Below are 17,856 nucleotides of genomic sequence, written 5' to 3'. Positions count from 1 at the left end.
ACCCTGAGGGCCCGCCGAAGGCGGGCGTCTCGAAGGATGCGCCGCGAGGATAGCGCTATATCCTGTTGCGGCCGCGCGCGAGGCCGACCACGGCCGAGACCAGGAACAGGACGACCGCGATGAAGAAGATGATCTTGGCGATCTCGATCGAAGCGCCGGCGATGCCGCCGAAGCCCAGGACGCCGGCGATCAGTGCAATAACCAGAAACGTCACAACCCAGCCTAGCATGGTCAAACCCTCGTCTTGATGTTGTCTGCGTCGACGCGGCTGGCCGCGCCACCTGTCCAGACAATCTCGACGCGGGAACGATGGTTCCGGCCCATGCGGGCGCGAAATTCGCGGCCGGTGCTGGAACAAATCGGCCTGCCGCGCACGTGGAAAACCTGTCCCCGGCGCCCCATATAGACACCAATCCCTGTTAAGAAGGCTCCCTTCCACCACCCCGCGGTGCCATCGTGGGGCCAATGATTCGCATGACCGAGCCGAGCAAGATCACGTCCCAGAATGTCCCCGACCACCAGCCCGCAGCCGGCGGCATCGCCGCGCGTGCGCGCGCCTCGGTGGGCCCGAAATACCTCTCCGGGCTCAATCCCGAGCAGCGCGAGGCCGTGGAGACGCTGGACGGTCCGGTTCTCGTGCTGGCCGGCGCCGGCACCGGCAAGACGCGCGTCTTGACCACGCGCATCGCCCACATCCTGAGCCAGGGCCGCGCCCGCCCCGCCGAGATCCTGTCGGTGACCTTCACCAACAAGGCCGCGCGCGAGATGAAGCACCGGCTCGGCCAGATGCTCGGCCATGCCGTCGAGGGCATGCCGTGGCTCGGCACCTTCCACTCCATCGGTGGCCGCATCCTGCGTTTCCATGCCGAGCTGGCACAGCTCAAGTCGAACTTCACCGTGCTCGACGTCGACGACCAGGTCCGGCTGCTCAAGCAGCTGCTACAGGCCGAGAACATCGACGACAAGCGCTGGCCGGCACGCATGCTGGCCGGCCTGATCGACGGCTGGAAAAACCGCGGCCTGATGCCGTCGCAGGTGCCCTCGGGCGAGGCCGCCGTCTTCGCCAATGGCAAGGGCGGCAAGCTCTATGCGAGCTACCAGGAACGGCTGAAGATCCTGAACGCGGCCGATTTCGGCGATTTGCTGCTGGAGAACATCCGGATCTTCCGCGAGCACCCGGACATCCTGCGGCAGTATCAGCAGCGCTTCAAATACATCCTGGTCGACGAATACCAGGACACCAACGTCGCGCAATATCTTTGGCTGCGGCTGCTGTCGCAGGCGCCTTCGCAGCCAGCGCTGCCGGTCGCGGCCGCTCCGGACGCGATCGATGACCCCAGCAGGGACGCGGCCCTAGCGGCGCAAGCATTGGCGCCAGCCGCTGCGAGGCTGAAAAACATCTGCTGCGTCGGCGACGACGACCAGTCGATCTATGGCTGGCGCGGCGCCGAGGTCGACAACATCCTCCGTTTCGAGCACGATTTCCCCGGAGCCAAGGTCATCCGCCTCGAGCGCAACTATCGCTCGACCGGCCACATCCTCGCCGCCGCCTCGCATCTGATCGCGCACAATGAAGGCCGGCTCGGCAAGACGCTGCGCACCGAGGATCAGGACGGCGAGAAGGTCACGGTGACGGGCTCGTGGGATTCCGAAGAGGAAGCCCGCGGCATCGGCGAGGAGATCGAGCAGCTGCAGCGCCAGGGCGAGAAGCTCAACGAGATCGCGATCCTGGTGCGCGCCTCCTACCAGATGCGCGAATTCGAAGACCGCTTCGTCACGCTCGGCCTGCCCTATCGCGTCATCGGCGGTCCGCGCTTCTACGAGCGCGCCGAAATCCGTGACGCGCTGGCGTACTTGCGCGTCATCAACTCGCCGGCCGACGACCTCGCCTTCGAGCGCATCGTCAATACGCCGAAGCGCCGGCCTTGGCGATGCCACCGTGCAGATGCTGCACGACCATGCCCGCAAGCGCCGCATTCCCCTGTTCGAGGCCGCGCGTGCGGTGGTCGAGACCGACGAGCTGAAGCCGAAGGCGCGCGGAAGCTTGCGCGATCTCGTCGCCCAGTTCGATCGCTGGCGCGCCCAGCGCGAGGTCACCGCGCACACAGACCTTGCCCAGATCGTGCTCGACGAGAGCGGCTACACCGAGATGTGGCAGAAGGACCGCTCGGCGGACGCCGCCGGCCGGCTGGAGAACCTGAAAGAACTCGTGCGCTCGATGGAGGAGTTCGAGAACCTGCAAGGGTTTTTGGAGCACATCTCGCTGGTGATGGACCGTGAGGGCGGCGCCGAGGACGATGCGGTGTCGCTGATGACGCTGCATTCGGCCAAGGGCCTCGAATTCGACAACGTGTTCCTGCCGGGCTGGGAGGAAGGCCTGTTCCCGAGCCAGCGCACGCTGGACGAACAGGGCCGCGCCGGCCTCGAGGAGGAGCGCAGGCTCGGCCATGTCGGCCTCACCCGGGCACGCCGCCGCGCAAAGATCTATTTTGCAACCAACCGGCGGATCCACGGCACCTGGTCGACCACGATCCCGTCGCGCTTCCTCGACGAATTGCCGGCGGCCAATGTCGAGATCACGGAATCCAAGGGCGGCTCGGCCTGGGGCGGCACCGGCGGGTACGGCGCCTCGCGCTTCGACGACATGGAGGCATTCGGCTCCAGCTATTCGACGCCGGGCTGGCAGCGCGCCCAGGCCAACCGCAACCGCGGCGGCGGCCGCAGCGGCGGCGGCCGGGGCGGCTTCGAGGAAGAGGCCACCACGTTCTCGACCTCCTCGTCATCCGGCCCCGACTTCGGCAGCTTCTCCTCGCGCCGGCGCGGGCCCTTGACGATCGAAGGCGAGCTGGTCGCCAAATCGACCGGCACGACGTCGGAATTCTCGCTCGAAGACCGCGTCTTCCACCAGAAATTCGGCTACGGCCGCGTCACCAAGATCGACGGCAACAAGCTCACCATCGCCTTCGACAAGGCCGGCGAGAAGAAGGTCGTGGACAGCTTCGTGCAAAGGGCGTGAGGCCCGGTGGCTCAGTACGTTGCCATCATCGAGGATGCAGACCCGGACACCGTGAGCCTTTGGTTTCCGGACCTGCCCGGTTGCGTCTCCGGCGGCGACGACGTCGACGAGGCGCTGGAGAATGCGCCCGAGGCGCTCGCATTCTTTGCGCAGGAGCTGGCCGCGGACGGCCGCCAGCTTCCCCCGCCGCGGACGTTGGACGAGCTCAAGGCCGATCCTGATTTTGCCGACGATCTCGGGAAACACACGGCTTTCCTGATCGAATGGCCGCCCCTCGATGCCTCGGAGTGAGGACTGTTCGCCGCACTCCCCGGGCGTTCGACGGTTCTCCGCCGAACAGCCCTTGACCATCGCGAACTTCCCCGTATCAGATAAACCCATGTTCCGGGGCTCCATCACGTTGATCGTGCTTGCATTGGGGATGCCGTCGCTTGCGGCGGCGGAGACCATGAGCTTTGGCGATTCGATCGGAAAGCTGGCGGCAAGCTGCGGCGCGGAAATCGTCGCCAATTGCCGCGGCGTCAATCCGGATTCGAACCGGCTGAAGGAGTGCCTGTCGCGCAACCGCGACGTGCTGTCCCCGCAATGCGCGAGCGACTATTTCGGCGTGTTCGACGCCATCCAGAAGCGCGTCGCCGCGCGCGTCACGGTGGCGAACGCGTGCCAGCGCGAGATCGTCAAGGTCTGCGGCGGCTCGACCAAGGAGACCAGCAAGTCGGTCCCCTGCCTGGTCTCGACGCCCAAGGGCATCAGCAACAACTGCCTGAAGGCCGTCGACGACGCGGGGTATCGCTGATGCGCGCGGAGGGGCTCTTCACTACCGGAACGATCGTTGCGCTGGGGCTCGCTTTGCTCGCGGGCACTGCCGGCGCGCAAACGGCAGCGCCGACCCGCGACGACATCGTCGACAAGCTGAACCATTTCGAAGAGGCCGCCGAGGTCGATCTGCCCGCGCTGAAGCAGCAGGTGATGGAGCGCGCCAAGACCAGGATCAAGAACGATCCGGGACCCGTGAACCGGCCGCTGATCGCGCCTGATCTCGCCAAGCTGCCGGCCTTCAATGCGCAGATCCAGTTCGACGCCGACACGCCGATCATCCAGCCGGCGTCCTACCAGACCGTCGGCCGGATCGCGGATGCGCTGGTGCATGCCTCGCTGCTGCCCTACACCTTCCTGATCGTCGGCCACGTCGAATCCAATTCGAAGACGCGCGAGGCCAACGCGATCCTGAGCCAGCGGCGGGCAGACGCGATCCGCGACGTGCTGGTGAACACGTTCAAGATCTCGACCAAGCGGCTGCATCCGATCGGCCTCGGCGAGGAGCAATTTCTCGACCGGGCGAAGCCGACCTCGGCCGTCAACGGGCAGTTGCAGATCCTGACCTATGCCAAGCTGCCGGAGGAGCCGCGTCCGGCCGCGGCCCCTGCGCCTGCGGCGAAAAAACCCGCCAAGAAGCGCTGAGCGAACGCGGTTCCGCGGCGAGCGGAACCCTTTGAAGCGCTGGCGTTTTGCAGCCTGTCCCGGGGCGCATCAGCACGGCTTGGCGCGACAAAAGCGCCGGTTTGTGCACCGCCGGGTCCGGTGCTATAGCCTCTTTTCGCCCTTCCTGACCCCATGCAGCATGAGACCGAAATGGGTGGCTTCTTTCAGCGCCAACTTGCCGTTTACGTCGAGTACCATCGCGATCCCCGGAACACGGCGATGCATGTGGTCGGCATTTTGTTGCTGTTCACCGGCGCCGTGCTGCCGCTGACGCTGGTCAAGCTTCCGCTACTCGGTTTCAACGTCAGCCTGGCCGTGATCCTGGCCTTGCCGGTATTGATCTATTGGCTGCTGCTCGACATGGCGCTCGGGCTCGGCATTCTGGCCGTCTCCGTCGTACTATTTTCGGTTGCGACGACGACCGCAGCGCAAGTCAGCACTACGGCCCTGTGGGCAATTTTCGCCACGCTGGTGGTGCTCGGCCTCGCCGCGCAGACCATCGGCCACAAGGTTTTTGAGGGCCGCGAGGCCTCCTTGTTCACTTTTCCTTCGCATCTTTTGCTTGGACCGATGTTCGTGATGGCAAAATTGTTCATTGCCTTGGGCTTCCGTCGCGACCTTGCCGCGATTCTGGCGCCTCTTCCGACCAATTCCCTTTCGACCCGATAACTCCAAAAGCGAAACAGCAACCTTCTGCATGGCTCTCGTCCTGGTTACCGGTGGCAGTGGCTTCATCGGACATCATCTCGTCGAAGCGCTCCGCGCCCGCGGGCAGCGGGTCCGTGTTCTCGATGTCCGGGTGCCGGCCGCGGCGAATGCCGACGTTGAACACGTCCACGGCTCGGTGCTGGACGGCGCCGCGGTCGATGCTGCGATCGCCGGTGTCGATCAGGTCTATCACCTCGCCGGCCTGCCCGGCATGTGGGTCGCCAACAAGCAGGACTTTCACGACGTCAATTGCCGCGGCACCGAGATCGTGCTCGCGGCTGCCATGAAGCGCGGTGTCTCGCGCTTCCTGCACTGCTCGACCGAATCGATCCTGTTCCCCTATTCCGACCTCAAAGGCGTTCCCGCCGAAGAGGCGCTGCAACCGGCCGACGCGATGCCCGGCGCCTATACGCGATCGAAGTCGCTCGCCGAGCATCATGCCGCAAAGGCGGCGGCCGCGGGCTTCCCGCTCGTGATCGGCACGCCGACCATGCCGATCGGCGCCGCCGACCACAATCTGACGCCGCCGACCGCGATGCTGTGGTACTTCCTCCAGAAGAAGGTGCAGCCGCATCTCGACTTCCTGGTCAACCTGGTCGACGTCCGCGACGTCGCCATGGGCCTCGTGCTGACCATGGAACGCGGCCGCCTCGGCCAGCGCTACATTCTCGGCGGCGATTGCGTTCCGCTCGGTCGCATCCTGCGGATGATGTCGGCGATGAGCGGCCGCCGGCAGTTTCCGGTCGCCGTGCCCGGAAAGATCGCCGAGCTCTCCGCGATCATGCTCGAATACATCGCCGATCACGTCACGCGCCGGCCGCCCAACGGCACCGCCGAGGGCGTGCGCATCGCGCTCGCCGCGAGCGACCTCTCGATCGGCAAGGCGCGCACCGAGCTCGGCTATTCGCCGCGTCCGATCGAGCCGGTGTTGCGCGAAACCATCACCCATCTGCTCGCCCGCAACGGTCAGCAGCCCTCCGGCGCCATCAAGCATCACGCGCTCTCCTCGCGCGCGAGCTGATCGCTCCGCCCAACGCAAAGAACCTTCATGTCCTTCGATTTCAGCAAGCTTCTCTCTGTCGCCTGGGGTGGTTGGACCACGACCTGGCCGACGCAACTGCTCGCCCTGATCTGGCTCGCCTGGCTCGCCAGCTGGGTCGGCGCCTCGTTCTGGCAGGGGCGCACGCAGAAGCAGGTGATGACGCTGGAGTCCGGGCGCTATCGCATTCCGATCCTGGTCGGCGGCATCCTGTTTACGCCGTGGACCGCCGAAGTGCTGAACGAAAAGCCGCTCTGGGTGTTCAGCAATACGGCCGTCTACATCACGGCGCTGATCGTGCTCGCCGGAATCTCCTTCACGTGGTGGGGCCGGCTGCATCTCGGAAAATTCTGGTCGAACACCATCACCCACAAGGAAGACCATCGCGTCATCGATACCGGGCCGTACGGCATCGTGCGCCACCCGATCTACACCGGCCTGATCGCCGGCATGCTGGCGACCGGCATCGCGGTCGGCACGGTGACTGCGATCCTCGGCGCCATCCTGATCTCGCTCGGCATGTGGCAGAAGGGCCGGATGGAAGAGGTGTTCCTCTCCAAGGAGCTCGGCGAGGACGCCTACGGCGCCTATTGCCGCCGCGTTCCGATGATCATTCCGTTCCTGTCGCCGCGCTGAAGGCATAGCAGCTCGCCTCACTCTCGTGTCCCGGACGCGCTGCAGCGTGCAACGCTGCGCTGCGTCCGGGGCACGGACCGATGCGCCAAGGAACCGCCCCCATACTCGTCCGTTACCTCTCGACACCTGCATTGCACGCAGAGCATCGAGCCATGTCGGACGCCTACGATTATTTCCGCGCGCATGCGATTGCCGCCCTCCGCAAGGCGCGGGCGCTGCCGCCCGGGCGCACCAAGCAGAAGCAGCGCACGGTCGCGCGGGTGTATCATCTCTTGTCCAGGGAAGCCGCGCTGGCGCCGAACATCCATCACCTGGATGATTTTCGCGCGGCACGGCGGCTGGAGCGACAGATCGGCCGCTGATCTCAGGCGCAAACGCCGCGTCCGTCCCATGCAAATTCGATCGGCTGCCATTCCATGGGAATAGGCCCGCGCGGCCCGCCGCACAGGTTGACGTCTGCCCCGCCAGCCAGTTGGATGCGCGCGCACACAGGGGCTTCTCATGACGTTTTCCAGCATCTTCGCGCAGTTCGTCGCGTTCATCGGCGGCATCGCGCTGCAATGGCGAAAACTGTCGGGCACGGAGCCCGCACCGGCCTGGGGCGAGAGGCCGGCCATTCCCGAGGCGAAGCCGCAAGGCGCGCTCCCGACCTTGAAGATGCCGACCGCGCGCGGCTGGCGCGAGGGCCAGAAGCCGACGGTCGCGCCCGGGCTCAAGGTCAATGCGTTCGCGACCGGCCTCGACCATCCGCGCTGGATCGAGGTGCTGCCCAATGGCGACGTGCTGATCGCGGAGGCAACGCAGATCGCAGGTCCCCCGCGCTCCGTGTTTCACTATGCGATGCAGGCGACGATGCGGCGTGCCGCGGCGCTCGGCGTTTCCGCCAACCGCATCACGCTCTTGCGCGACAAGGACGGCGACGGCGTCGCCGAATATCGCGGCGCCTTCATGGAGAACCTCAGCCAGCCTTTCGGCATGGCGCTGGTCGGCGACACCTTCTATGTCGGCAACACCGACGGCGTGATGGCTTTTCCCTACGTCGCGAACGCCGACCGCATCACCGCCCCGGGCAAGCGGCTCACGACGTTCAAGCCGGGCGGACACTGGACGCGCAGTCTTCTGGCAAGCCCCGACGGCAAGAAGCTCTATGCCGGCGTCGGCTCGCTCAGCAACATCGCCGAGATGGGCATGGAGGTCGAGGAAGGCCGCGCCGCGGTCTACGAGCTCGACCTCGTCGCCGGCACGCATCGGATTTTTGGTGCCGGCCTGCGCAACCCGGTTGGATTGGCATGGGAGCCGAACACGAATGTGCTCTGGACCGTCGTCAACGAGCGCGACGGCCTCGGCGACGAGACCCCGCCCGATTATCTCACTTCGGTGCGCGACGGCGGCTTCTACGGCTGGCCCTATTGCTACTGGGGCAAGACGGTGGACGACCGCGTGCCGCAGGATCCAGCGATGGTCGTCAAGGCGCTTCAGCCGGACTACGCGCTCGGCGGCCACACGGCTTCGCTCGGCCTGTGCTGGATGCCCGCGGGCACGCTACCGGGCTTCCCGGATGGCATGGTGATCGGCCAGCACGGCTCGTGGAATCGCAGCAAGCTGTCCGGCTACAAGGTCGTGTTCATCCCGTTCGAGAACGGCCGTCCGTCCGGTCTCGCGCGCGACATCCTGTCGGGCTTCCTCGCGCCGGACGAGAAGGAATCCTATGGCCGCCCGGTCGGCGTCGCGATCGGCCCGGACAAGTCGCTGCTGATGGCCGACGACGTCGGCAACGTGATCTGGCGCGTGACGGGCGCTTGATGTTCACGTCCCGACGCAAAGCGTGGCGCGCTGCTTGCGCAGCAGCGCGATCACCGAGAGCGCTGTGATCAGCCCCGTCTTGGGATTATCGGACGGGATGTTCTCGATCGACATCGAAAACCGTGCCGAATCCGCCTCGACCTCGATGCGGTGAACGTTACGCGTCACGGTCGGGTCGGCCCAGATCTGCACCATCGTGCGGTCGGGCCCGACGCCCGCGAGCGACAGCGCAACCGCGACGTTGAGATTGGCCGGAAAGCCCTTCGCGGCCTCGCGCGCGGTGCCCTCGAACAGCTTGAGCGGCTCGCGGAGATTATCGATGTCGATGTCATTCTTGACGATGAAAGGCGCGCCCTTCAGCCCATCGATCGGCTTGCGCGTCACCATCCTCACCGAATGGATGGTGCCGACCGCGGCGGCGTTCACGGCATCGAGCCCGATCAGCGCACCGGTCGGCACGAGGATGCGGCCGCCATTGGCGCGGGCGAGATCGACGAGATCGAAATTGTCGAGCAACCCGCCGACGCTGACGACGACCGCGGCCTTGCCGCGCTTCACCGCGGGCTCGACGATCGCGCGCAGCTGACTGCTCGGCGCGCACTCGACCACGATATCGGCGGCATCGCCGAGCTGGTCGAGGGACAGAACCTGCGGCGGACGACGCAAGCCGTCGAGGAAGGCCTGGTGCTTGGCGGGATCACGCACAGCGACCGCGGACAGCGCCAGGCCTTCGATGCCCTGGTCGAGCGCGGTCGCGATCTTGGTGCCGATCGAGCCCAGCCCTGCAATGGCAACCCGCAACTCACTCTGGCCCCTCTGATCGGTCATCGCATCCCACTTTCCCGCCGGATTGATGTCATAGCGTATCATTTTCGGTATAAGCCAGCGTCAATTGAATTGGCCCTGCGGCCGGCAAGGACTCGCAGCTGCCCGGACCGTGATCCTCGCCGCAATCTCACTGATACGGAGCATTCCCATGCGCACCCATTCGATCGCAGCCATCCCCGCCGACGGCATCGGGCCCGAGGTGATCTCGGCCGGTGTCCGCGTGCTGGAGGCTCTGGCAAAACGCAGCGGCGATCTCGCCTTCAACGTCACGACGTTCGACTGGGGCTCGGACTATTACAAGAAGCACGGCGTGATGATGCCGGCCGACGGCCTCACCGAGCTGAAGAAGTTCGACGCGATCTATTTCGGCGCGGTCGGCGCCCCTGATGTGCCCGACCACATCACGCTGTGGGGCCTGCGGTTGCCGATCTGCCAGGGCTTCGACCAATACGCCAATGTGCGGCCGACAAAAATCCTGCCGGGCGTGGCCTCGCCGCTGCGCAATGTCGGCGTCGGCGATCTCGACTGGGTGATCGTGCGCGAGAACTCGGAAGGCGAATATGCCGGCATGGGCGGTCGCGCCCACAGGGGCCTGCCGGAGGAGGTCGGCACGGAAGTGGCCATCTTCACCCGCGTCGGCGTGACGCGGATCATGCGCTACGCGTTCCAGCTCGCGCAGTCGCGTCCGCGCAAGCTGCTGACCGTCGTGACCAAGTCGAACGCGCAGCGCCATGGCATGGTGATGTGGGACGAGATCGCGGCCGAAATTGCCGGAGAATTCCCCGACGTCAGCTGGGACAAGATGCTGGTCGACGCCATGACTGTGCGCATGACGCTGCATCCGAAGAGCCTCGACACCATCGTGGCGACCAATCTCCACGCCGACATCCTCTCCGATCTCGCCGGTGCGCTCGCCGGAAGCCTCGGCGTCGCGCCGACCGGCAACATCGATCCGCAGCGCCGCTTCCCCTCGATGTTCGAGCCCATCCACGGCTCGGCCTTCGACATCACCGGCAAGGGCATCGCCAACCCGGTGGCGACGTTCTGGACCGGCGCGCAGATGCTCGAGCATCTCGGCGAGAAGGATGCCGCCTCGAGGCTGATGGCGGCCGTCGAACGCGTCTGCGCCGCCGGCGTGCTGACGCCGGATGTCGGCGGCAAGGCCACCACCAAGGAAGTGACCGATGCCGTGATCGACGCGATCAACGGGTCGAATGTCTGATCACTGCTCTACGTCATGGCCGGGCTTGTTCCGGCCCCGATCTTTCGTGCGGTAGTTAAGAACGTGGATGCCGGCCTCGCAGAAGCGGCTTCGACACCGGGGGCGGGACGAGCCCGGGCATGACGTTTTATTTTCGTCCGCCCGCCGCCGGCGGTGGCAGTGCCATCGCAGCCGCAGGCTCCGGCGGCGTCAGGTGACGCGGGACGATGATGGTTTGCCCCGGGGTGAGCTGCGCGTCCTCCGGCAATGAATTGCTCTGCGCGAGCGTCCACAGCGGCACGCGATTGGCGGCGGCGATGCTCTCCATGGTGTCGCCGCGGCGCACCGGCACCCGCACGCCGCTGTCCCACAATTCGACCAGCGTGTCCGCCGGCACCCGATATCGCAGCGGCACGGCATCGGCCTGTGCTTGCGGCGGGATGCGCGGGAGCTGCGTCACCATCTCGATGATCTGGCGATGGATGTCGTCGGACTTCTCGATGTTGATGTGGCTGACGCGCGAATTTTCCTTCAGGTCGTAGCTCGCATAATGGCCGCGATAGCCGGGCACGGCCACGACATCGCCGCCGCCGAGCACGCTGTCGGAGAGGAAGATGTTGATGAAGCGCTCGACGTTGAGCGGCACGTCGCCGGTTGCATGCGCAGGATCGATGACGATGACGAGGCTGATCGGGATGTTCTCCTTGGCCGCCATCTCGGAGATGACGATCGAGCACAGGCCGCCCATGGAGTGGCCGATCAGCACGATCGGCGCCGGCGATTCCTTATAGCTGGAGATGGCGCGATCGCCGATCCACCGGCAGATGGTGAATTCGTAGACATTGGCCGAGAAGCCAGCCTTGGTCAGTTTCTCCTCGAGCCGATCCATGCCGGTCGAGAAGATCGGACCCATGGCGCCGCGGAACAGGTAGATTTTTGGCGGCAGCAATGGCTCGAACGGCGGAGGCGGCGGCGCGGCGGGGGCGGCCGCGTTGGTCTTGGACTTGGCTGGTGTGGCAGCGGCCGTGCCGGTGCCGAAGGCGAGCAGCGCAATCGCTGCCAGCACGACAATTCGCCTTGGATCAAGCATCAGTCCAGCAGTCCCACTACAGGAGGCAGAGGCTCCCCCACCGCGCTTAGTGACCGCCGATTGGGCGGAATTTGGGGCACGGAACCGGGACCGCGACGCCCGCCGCGGCATCGTGGCATGATTGGAGGGAACCCATTTAATTGAAGGGTGTCCATGCCTCGGCTTCGCAGGCCTCGAGAATCACCGAAGTCTGGACACCCTTGTAGGTGTCATCGTCGAAAAAGACCGAATAGGCGGGGCGCCTGCTGGGTGATGGGCCACTCTGCCTCAGGCAGACGAAATACGATCCCGGCCCGTGGTCGGAATGGCGGACGGCGGATGTCTCCAGTCCCCCGCTCAGCTTGGCTTCGGCAGCCGCTTTCGTGACGCCGTCCTTCACCGCCTTGGCACTGGGCGGCTGCGGAGGTTGATACGCCGGAGGAAGATCGACGCTCGACCCGCAGCCTGCCAGCAACAGTGTCAAGACCGCGGACAAGGCCGCCGCGCTCGATACGCGCCTCATCCCTGGGCCTCATCCTTGGGTCAGAAAGAGATAGAAGCAGCCCGCGACCGTGGGCAGGAACGCGACCACGGTCGCCATCCAGAAGCCGGATTCCAGGATCGAATCCTGGTCGTCCGTCTCGCCGGCCGAACGACGATCCGCGTTCGTTCGGCTCCACACCTCATCGGCCGTGAACAGGGGCGCGCTCCTCGCGCACACACGCGCATCGGCGCGCGCTGCATCTTGGCGCAAGGGATGGATCGTTGCTTGGGTCATGTCATCTACTCTGGTCAGCCACGAATGTTGTTGAAGTCGGACGCAACCGGCAACGCATCCGGATCATTGCGTGAGCGTCTGCTCTGAATTCACCTGGGTTGCCGGGGCCGGATTCCCGGCCGGACTCTCCTTGGCGCCGGAATCCGTCCAGGCCGGTGGCAGGCCGAGCCCCTGCCCCGCGAAGCCGGTGATGCCGGGAAACCGCCCGAACGCCTCGCACGCGACATATTTGGGAGCACCTCCGAACCGCACGGGAATGCTGTCCATCGGAGGCAGCGCAGGGATGCCGCCGAACGGCGACTCTCCGGTCGCAACCATCTTGGCGAAGTCGGCGCCGAAATCGGCAGCGAGATCGTACGCATCGCCCTCGTTGGCGACCCTCGGAGAATTCGTGATGGAGTTGGCGCTGCGCCCCCAGACCATGGCCGCCTTCTGAAATCCTGCGAAGTCGCGCGCCTCCGCCTCGACCGACAGGCTGCCGAGCCCGACCGGGAGTCGCGGCACCGGCACAGGTACGGCGGGAAGCGCAACGGTCTTGGCGATCGACAGCGCCTTCGACGCGCCTGAGGCGGTCGGGCTGGTCGGCGCGGCATGCGTCACCGTCGCCTGCACCGTGAGATCGGCATCGTCATCGGCGGCAACGATGCGGAAGCGCTCGCTCAGGCGCAGACAAAGCTCGCGGCTGACGGCGTTTGCGACCAGGCGCCGCTCCTTTTCGTTCAGCGCGACGTCGGGACGAGCGGGAAAGACCGTCGTCGCGATCCGGATCGTCTTCGCCGCCAGCAAATCCTTCTTGTTCACGCGGATCTGCGATCGCGTCACCAGTCCGTTGGCATCCGACATCCGGTCGTAGCTCCTGAGCGAACCGGCCCGTTCGAGCGGCGCGGTCGCGCAACCACCGAGCGCGAGCGTGACGGACACCAGGGTCGCCCATCGAACGCGCATGGTCCCGCCGAGGGCTGGACTCTTTACTAGAGAGATTTCTCTATTAATCATTCTCACGCCAGTTGCCGCCGCCCGTCAGCATAAATAGATGGAACTCTCTAATTTTGAATTTCTCGTGACGGACCGGCATGCTAAATTGGGCTCTCACGAAAAGGAGAACGGGCCTTGAGGAAGGTGGACCCCGTCAAGCATGAGCTGAAGCGCGGGGAGATCCTCGACGCGGCGATCCGCTGCTTCACCAGGGACGGCTTCCGCGGCGCCAGCACGACTGACATCTGCACCGAGGCGGGGATCAGTCCGGGGCACCTCTATCACTACTTTCCGAGCAAGATCGCGATCATCGAGGCGATGATCGATTTGGGTCTGGCGCGTTCGGCGGAGCGTTTCGAAAAGATTCTCACGGCCACGGACGTGATCGAGGCGCTGCTCGCCGACATCGAGGAAACCAGCCTGCGGTTTCGTCCTGCCCAGATCCTCAATCTGGACGGCCTCGCGGAGGCCGCCCGCAATCCGGAATTCGCCAAGATCATCGAACGGCACACCGAAGCGGTTCGCCGCATGTGGGCCGACTTCCTGCGCCAGGCGCAAAGCCAGGGACGGGTGGATCCGGGACTGGACCCGGAAGCGACGGCGAACATCCTGATCGCGATCATCGACGGATCGCGCGCAATGCCAATCCGCAATCCGAAGCTGGATATCAAGCAGAGCACTGCGCATCTGAAGACGATGCTCATCCGCTTCCTGAGCCCGCCCGAAGCCGGGCGCGCCGCGAGCAAGCCCCGCGATCAAAGGGCCAGCCGTCCCCTCACGCTGGTCAGGAAGCGATAGGGCGTCCACTTGCCACAAGGCGCTCTATCCCGCCTTCCGGACTATTTCCGCAAGCACAAGCCGCCGTTCCTGGCGGTCTGGGCAAGAACGATCCGTTCTTCCCGACCGCGCTGTTCCCGCGATCTCCGAAGGATGGCTGCGCGACCAGTCCGTCGCGCAAGGAAGCTCAGTTCCTCGCGGGAGCGGCCGCCGCCGCCGAGCGTGCCTGTCGCGGCGTACCGGGTTCGGCGACCGGCGCTGCCGGTGCGCGCGAGCGCATGATGGCGGCATCGATCTCGGCAATGACGCGACGCTGGATCGCCTCATTCTTGTCGATCGAGATGTGGCCGACGCCGGTGCCGCGCACGTCGACATTGTCGAGCTTGCCGCGAAAACCCGCCGCGGCCCGCACCGGCTCGCCGGGACCATCGCCGATATAGATGTTGATGTAACGCTCCGCGCCGGTCGACAGCCTGGTCTTGAACACCGAATCGAGGCCGATCGCGAGCTTCACGGGCACGCCGAGCTGATTGAGCTTGGCGATCATGTCCGGCAGCGCCGTCGCGCCGGAGGAATGGCCGACCAGGACGATGGTCTTGAGCCGGCCGGCCCTGTAGGCGGCCGCCGCTTCATCGGCGAGCGAGGACCAGGACACGAAGTTGGCGACGGTCACCGGGACGCCCTGCGCCTGGAGCCGGGCGCCGATCGTGTCGAGCCCGAGCGAGAAGATGTTGAGCACGCCACGGAGCAGGTAGACATGCGTGGTTGCCACAGCGGCCTGGCTCGGTGCGGCCTTGGCGGTGGTCGGGCTGATGGCAACAGCTGACAGCAGGAGCAGGCCCATCGCCCACACACCGAGGGTGGACAATTGGCTGGCGCCGGCGGTGTGACGGCCGTTCGGTCTCATCGATTTTTTTCCCTGGAGACAATACGCTTAGCGATTGGTCGGAATCGTAGCCACGGCGCGCTCGCAGACGCAACAAAGAGCCGCGTGAGCGACAATCTTCGCAGCAGGCCGTGACCATCGCGCAACACTTGCCCGGAACATGCCACTGAATGGCCTATTTTGAGACCATTTTCCTCCGGGGAATTGCGGGCCAACAACAGCGTTCCTATTTCAGGGCTCCGCCGACCCGCCATTCCGAGTGGGTCCGGCGTTCCCCTTTCCCTCCCCAGCCCGCCGGCCATCATGTCTTCCATCATTTCGGTCGCCAATCTGTCGAAGACCTATGGGTCCGGCTTCAAGGCGCTCAAGAACGTCAATCTCGACATCAAACGCGGCGAGATTTTTGCGCTGCTCGGCCCCAACGGGGCCGGCAAGACCACGCTGATCTCGATCATCTGCGGCATCGCCAACCCGAGCGAAGGAAGGGTTTTGGTCAGCGGAGAGGACATCCAGACCTCCTACCGCAAGGCGCGCTCGCTGATCGGCCTCGTGCCGCAGGAATTGCACACCGACGCCTTCGAGAGCGTGTGGGCGACCGTGAGCTTCTCGCGCGGCCTGTTCGGCAAGCCGAAGAACCCCGAACATATCGAGAAGGTGCTGAAGGCCCTCTCGCTGTGGGACAAGAAGGACAACAAGATCATCACGCTCTCCGGTGGGATGAAGCGTCGCGTGATGATCGCCAAAGCGCTGTCGCACGAGCCGCAGATCCTGTTCCTGGACGAGCCCACCGCCGGCGTCGACGTCGAGCTGCGCAAGGGCATGTGGGAGGTGGTGCGCGGGCTTCAACAGTCCGGCGTCACCATCATCCTCACCACGCACTACATCGAGGAGGCCGAGGAGATGGCCGACCGCATCGGCGTCATCAACAAGGGCGAGATCGTGCTGATCGAGGACAAGACGACCTTGATGCAGAAGCTCGGCAAGAAGCGGCTGACGCTGCATCTGCAGGGCAAGATCGCCTCGCTGCCGGAGAGCCTTCGCCATTACGAGCTCGAGCTCTGCGACAACGGCGCGACGCTGGTCTACGACTACGACACCAAGGGCGAGCGCACCGGCATCACCAGCCTGCTCGGCGATCTCCGCGCCGCCGGCATCCGCTTCAACGACCTCGACACGACGCAATCGTCGCTCGAGGACATCTTCGTCGATCTCGTGAGGACGTCATGAACCATCGCGCCATTCGCGCCATCTATCTGTTCGAAATGGCGCGCACCTGGCGCACGCTGCTGCAAAGCATCGTCTCGCCCGTGGTCTCGACCTCGCTCTATTTCGTGGTGTTCGGCGCCGCGATCGGCTCGCGCATCAGCCAGGTCGAGGGCGTCAGCTACGGCACCTTCATCGTGCCGGGCCTGATCATGCTCTCGGTGCTGACGCAGAGCATCGCCAACGCCTCCTTCGGCATCTACTTCCCGAAATTCACCGGCACGATCTACGAGATCCTGTCGGCGCCGATCTCCTATTTCGAGATCGTGCTCGGCTATGTCGGCGCCGCCGCGACCAAGTCGATCATTCTGGGCCTCATCATCCTGGCGACGGCCGGCCTGTTCGTGCCGCTGCACATCCAGCATCCGGTCTGGATGCTGGCCTTCCTGGTACTGACGGCGGTGACGTTCAGCCTGTTCGGCTTCATCATCGGGATCTGGGCCGACGGCTTCGAAAAGCTGCAGATGATCCCGATGCTGGTGGTAACGCCGCTGACCTTCCTCGGCGGCAGCTTCTATTCCATCGACATGCTGCCGCCCACCTGGCGCACGGTCGCGCTGCTCAACCCGGTGGTCTATCTGATCTCCGGCTTCCGCTGGAGCTTCTACGAGATCGCGGACGTCAGCATGTCCGTCAGCATCGGCATGACGCTGGCGTTCCTGGTGATCTGCCTGGTCGTGATCTGGTGGATTTTTCGGACAGGATATCGGCTGAAGAACTGATCGCCGTCGTCATTCCGGGGCGCGCGCAGCGCGAGCCCGGAATCCATCGTGCGGCAGAGTTGGTGGACGAATGGATTCCGGGCTCGCCCTTCGGGCGCCCCGGAATGACTACGGTCGACTCACCGATAACAACGGAAACGGTGATGGCTGTCGTAATATCCGCGACAGCGGTGACGGTAGTGCCGGTGAGGAATGCCGAGCACGCCCTCGACTGCACCGACGGCCCCGCCAACGCCGGCGCCGACGACGCCGCCGACGGCGCCGCCCACGGGCCCGCCGATGCGGTTACCTTCATAAGAGCCCTCCTGCGCGCCGCGCACGATGCCCTGGGCATGACTGACTTGCGGCAGCGACAACAACGCCAGCAAGATGGCGGCGGCGAACAGCAGGCGGACGGGCTGACTGGCCGGCAATGGCGCGGCGGCGAGACGGGCTTTGTTCATTTTCGGTCCCCAGGGGAAGGTAAAGAGGTAAACGGCGGCGGACGTGCCGCCTGTCGAGACAGGACATCACCAACGCGCCGCGCGGCGGAATGGTTGCGCCTTTGTGACGAATTGTCGACGTTGTGAACGCGCCTCCGCTCGCGAAAATGTCAGCGCTGCCGCGCGTGGCGCGGCACAGAGCGGCCTTGCTTACATCAGGCATCGCGTTAACGATGGGCCGGTAGCTCGCT

At 65.3% G+C, this 17,856-nt stretch carries 22 protein-coding genes; 14 read left to right on the top strand and 8 right to left on the bottom strand.

Annotation, left to right across the window (positions count from 1 at the left end; all coding sequences use genetic code 11):
- Positions 1–55 precede the first annotated feature (55 nt).
- A complete protein-coding gene (locus tag ABIF91_RS27745; protein ID WP_028178317.1) occupies positions 56–229 on the bottom strand; it encodes a DUF1328 domain-containing protein in 174 nt (57 codons plus the stop codon).
- Between the two features lie 245 nt (positions 230–474).
- Between ABIF91_RS27745 and ABIF91_RS27740 the strand changes: the two genes are divergently transcribed.
- The 10 genes from ABIF91_RS27740 to ABIF91_RS27695 all read left to right on the top strand — a co-directional run bounded on the left by ABIF91_RS27740 (position 475) and on the right by ABIF91_RS27695 (position 8,684).
- Positions 475–2,280 (top strand): ATP-dependent helicase, encoded by a 1,806-nt coding sequence (locus ABIF91_RS27740; RefSeq protein WP_424579498.1) that lies wholly within the window; start codon positions 475–477, stop codon positions 2,278–2,280.
- On the top strand, positions 2,189–3,016 hold the full coding sequence (locus ABIF91_RS27735; RefSeq protein ID WP_424579825.1) for a 3'-5' exonuclease: 828 nt from the start codon (positions 2,189–2,191) through the stop codon (positions 3,014–3,016). The genes ABIF91_RS27740 and ABIF91_RS27735 overlap by 92 nt, the downstream gene beginning before the upstream one ends.
- Positions 3,017–3,022: 6 nt before the next feature.
- Complete coding sequence (locus ABIF91_RS27730; protein ID WP_028178315.1) at positions 3,023–3,307, top strand: type II toxin-antitoxin system HicB family antitoxin; 285 nt, start codon at positions 3,023–3,025, stop codon at positions 3,305–3,307.
- A gap of 88 nt (positions 3,308–3,395) precedes the next feature.
- A complete protein-coding gene (locus ABIF91_RS27725; RefSeq protein ID WP_028178314.1) occupies positions 3,396–3,812 on the top strand; it encodes a hypothetical protein in 417 nt (138 codons plus the stop codon).
- Complete coding sequence (locus ABIF91_RS27720; RefSeq protein ID WP_028178313.1) at positions 3,812–4,477, top strand: OmpA family protein; 666 nt, start codon at positions 3,812–3,814, stop codon at positions 4,475–4,477. The genes ABIF91_RS27725 and ABIF91_RS27720 overlap by 1 nt, the downstream gene beginning before the upstream one ends.
- Before the next feature lie 153 nt (positions 4,478–4,630).
- Positions 4,631–5,167 (top strand): Mpo1-like protein, encoded by a 537-nt coding sequence (locus ABIF91_RS27715; RefSeq protein WP_063709770.1) that lies wholly within the window; start codon positions 4,631–4,633, stop codon positions 5,165–5,167.
- 28 nt (positions 5,168–5,195) lie between these two features.
- Entirely contained in the window at positions 5,196–6,227 is a 1,032-nt protein-coding gene (locus tag ABIF91_RS27710) for an NAD-dependent epimerase/dehydratase family protein (protein ID WP_028178311.1), read from the top strand.
- A 27-nt stretch (positions 6,228–6,254) separates the two neighbouring features.
- The gene (locus ABIF91_RS27705; protein ID WP_028178310.1) at positions 6,255–6,881 is read left to right on the top strand and encodes a methyltransferase family protein; all 627 of its coding nucleotides are present in this window, start codon (positions 6,255–6,257) and stop codon (positions 6,879–6,881) included.
- Between the two features lie 152 nt (positions 6,882–7,033).
- Positions 7,034–7,243: a hypothetical protein gene (locus ABIF91_RS27700; RefSeq protein ID WP_028178309.1), complete on the top strand. Its 210-nt coding sequence runs from the start codon at positions 7,034–7,036 to the stop codon at positions 7,241–7,243.
- A 139-nt stretch (positions 7,244–7,382) separates the two neighbouring features.
- Positions 7,383–8,684, top strand: coding sequence for a PQQ-dependent sugar dehydrogenase (locus tag ABIF91_RS27695; protein ID WP_424579497.1), 1,302 nt, complete (start codon positions 7,383–7,385; stop codon positions 8,682–8,684).
- A 3-nt stretch (positions 8,685–8,687) separates the two neighbouring features.
- Here the strand turns inward: ABIF91_RS27695 and ABIF91_RS27690 are convergent, their stop codons facing one another.
- Positions 8,688–9,512, bottom strand: coding sequence for an aspartate dehydrogenase (locus ABIF91_RS27690; RefSeq protein WP_028178307.1), 825 nt, complete (start codon positions 9,510–9,512; stop codon positions 8,688–8,690).
- 148 nt (positions 9,513–9,660) lie between these two features.
- Between ABIF91_RS27690 and ABIF91_RS27685 the strand changes: the two genes are divergently transcribed.
- On the top strand, positions 9,661–10,734 hold the full coding sequence (locus ABIF91_RS27685) for a tartrate dehydrogenase (protein ID WP_035675383.1): 1,074 nt from the start codon (positions 9,661–9,663) through the stop codon (positions 10,732–10,734).
- A gap of 127 nt (positions 10,735–10,861) precedes the next feature.
- Here ABIF91_RS27685 and ABIF91_RS27680 read toward each other — a convergent pair whose 3' ends face one another.
- From ABIF91_RS27680 to ABIF91_RS27665, 4 genes are all read right to left on the bottom strand, one after another.
- On the bottom strand, positions 10,862–11,803 hold the full coding sequence (locus ABIF91_RS27680; protein ID WP_028178305.1) for a LysM peptidoglycan-binding domain-containing protein: 942 nt from the start codon (positions 11,801–11,803) through the stop codon (positions 10,862–10,864).
- 136 nt (positions 11,804–11,939) lie between these two features.
- Positions 11,940–12,278, bottom strand: a complete 339-nt coding sequence (locus ABIF91_RS27675) for a hypothetical protein (protein WP_244429994.1) — start codon at positions 12,276–12,278, stop codon at positions 11,940–11,942.
- A gap of 36 nt (positions 12,279–12,314) precedes the next feature.
- Positions 12,315–12,560: a hypothetical protein gene (locus tag ABIF91_RS27670; protein WP_028178303.1), complete on the bottom strand. Its 246-nt coding sequence runs from the start codon at positions 12,558–12,560 to the stop codon at positions 12,315–12,317.
- Positions 12,561–12,623: 63 nt separating this feature from the next.
- A complete protein-coding gene (locus tag ABIF91_RS27665; protein ID WP_050995056.1) occupies positions 12,624–13,505 on the bottom strand; it encodes a DUF3313 domain-containing protein in 882 nt (293 codons plus the stop codon).
- A gap of 165 nt (positions 13,506–13,670) precedes the next feature.
- On the opposite strand from ABIF91_RS27665, the gene ABIF91_RS27660 reads away from it, so the two are divergent.
- Entirely contained in the window at positions 13,671–14,333 is a 663-nt protein-coding gene (locus tag ABIF91_RS27660) for a TetR/AcrR family transcriptional regulator (protein ID WP_028178301.1), read from the top strand.
- Positions 14,334–14,499: 166 nt separating this feature from the next.
- Here the strand turns inward: ABIF91_RS27660 and ABIF91_RS27655 are convergent, their stop codons facing one another.
- Positions 14,500–15,219 carry a hypothetical protein gene (locus tag ABIF91_RS27655; RefSeq protein ID WP_028178300.1) on the bottom strand — a complete coding sequence of 240 codons (720 nt, stop codon included), beginning with the start codon at positions 15,217–15,219 and terminating at the stop codon, positions 14,500–14,502.
- Positions 15,220–15,501: 282 nt separating this feature from the next.
- Between ABIF91_RS27655 and ABIF91_RS27650 the strand changes: the two genes are divergently transcribed.
- Positions 15,502–16,425 (top strand): ABC transporter ATP-binding protein, encoded by a 924-nt coding sequence (locus ABIF91_RS27650; protein ID WP_028178299.1) that lies wholly within the window; start codon positions 15,502–15,504, stop codon positions 16,423–16,425.
- Complete coding sequence (locus ABIF91_RS27645; protein ID WP_028178298.1) at positions 16,422–17,183, top strand: ABC transporter permease; 762 nt, start codon at positions 16,422–16,424, stop codon at positions 17,181–17,183. Before ABIF91_RS27650 ends, ABIF91_RS27645 begins: the two co-directional genes overlap by 4 nt.
- Positions 17,184–17,302: 119 nt before the next feature.
- On the opposite strand, the gene ABIF91_RS27640 is transcribed toward ABIF91_RS27645, so the two are convergent.
- Positions 17,303–17,626, bottom strand: coding sequence for a hypothetical protein (locus ABIF91_RS27640; protein WP_028178297.1), 324 nt, complete (start codon positions 17,624–17,626; stop codon positions 17,303–17,305).
- Positions 17,627–17,856 lie beyond the last annotated feature (230 nt).

This window comes from Bradyrhizobium sp. USDA 241, assembly GCF_049739505.1.
In the GTDB taxonomy this organism is placed as follows: Bacteria; Pseudomonadota; Alphaproteobacteria; order Rhizobiales; family Xanthobacteraceae; genus Bradyrhizobium; species Bradyrhizobium liaoningense.
The sequence above is the reverse complement of the archived record's forward strand: the minus strand, read 5'-3'. Positions and strand labels throughout refer to the sequence as shown.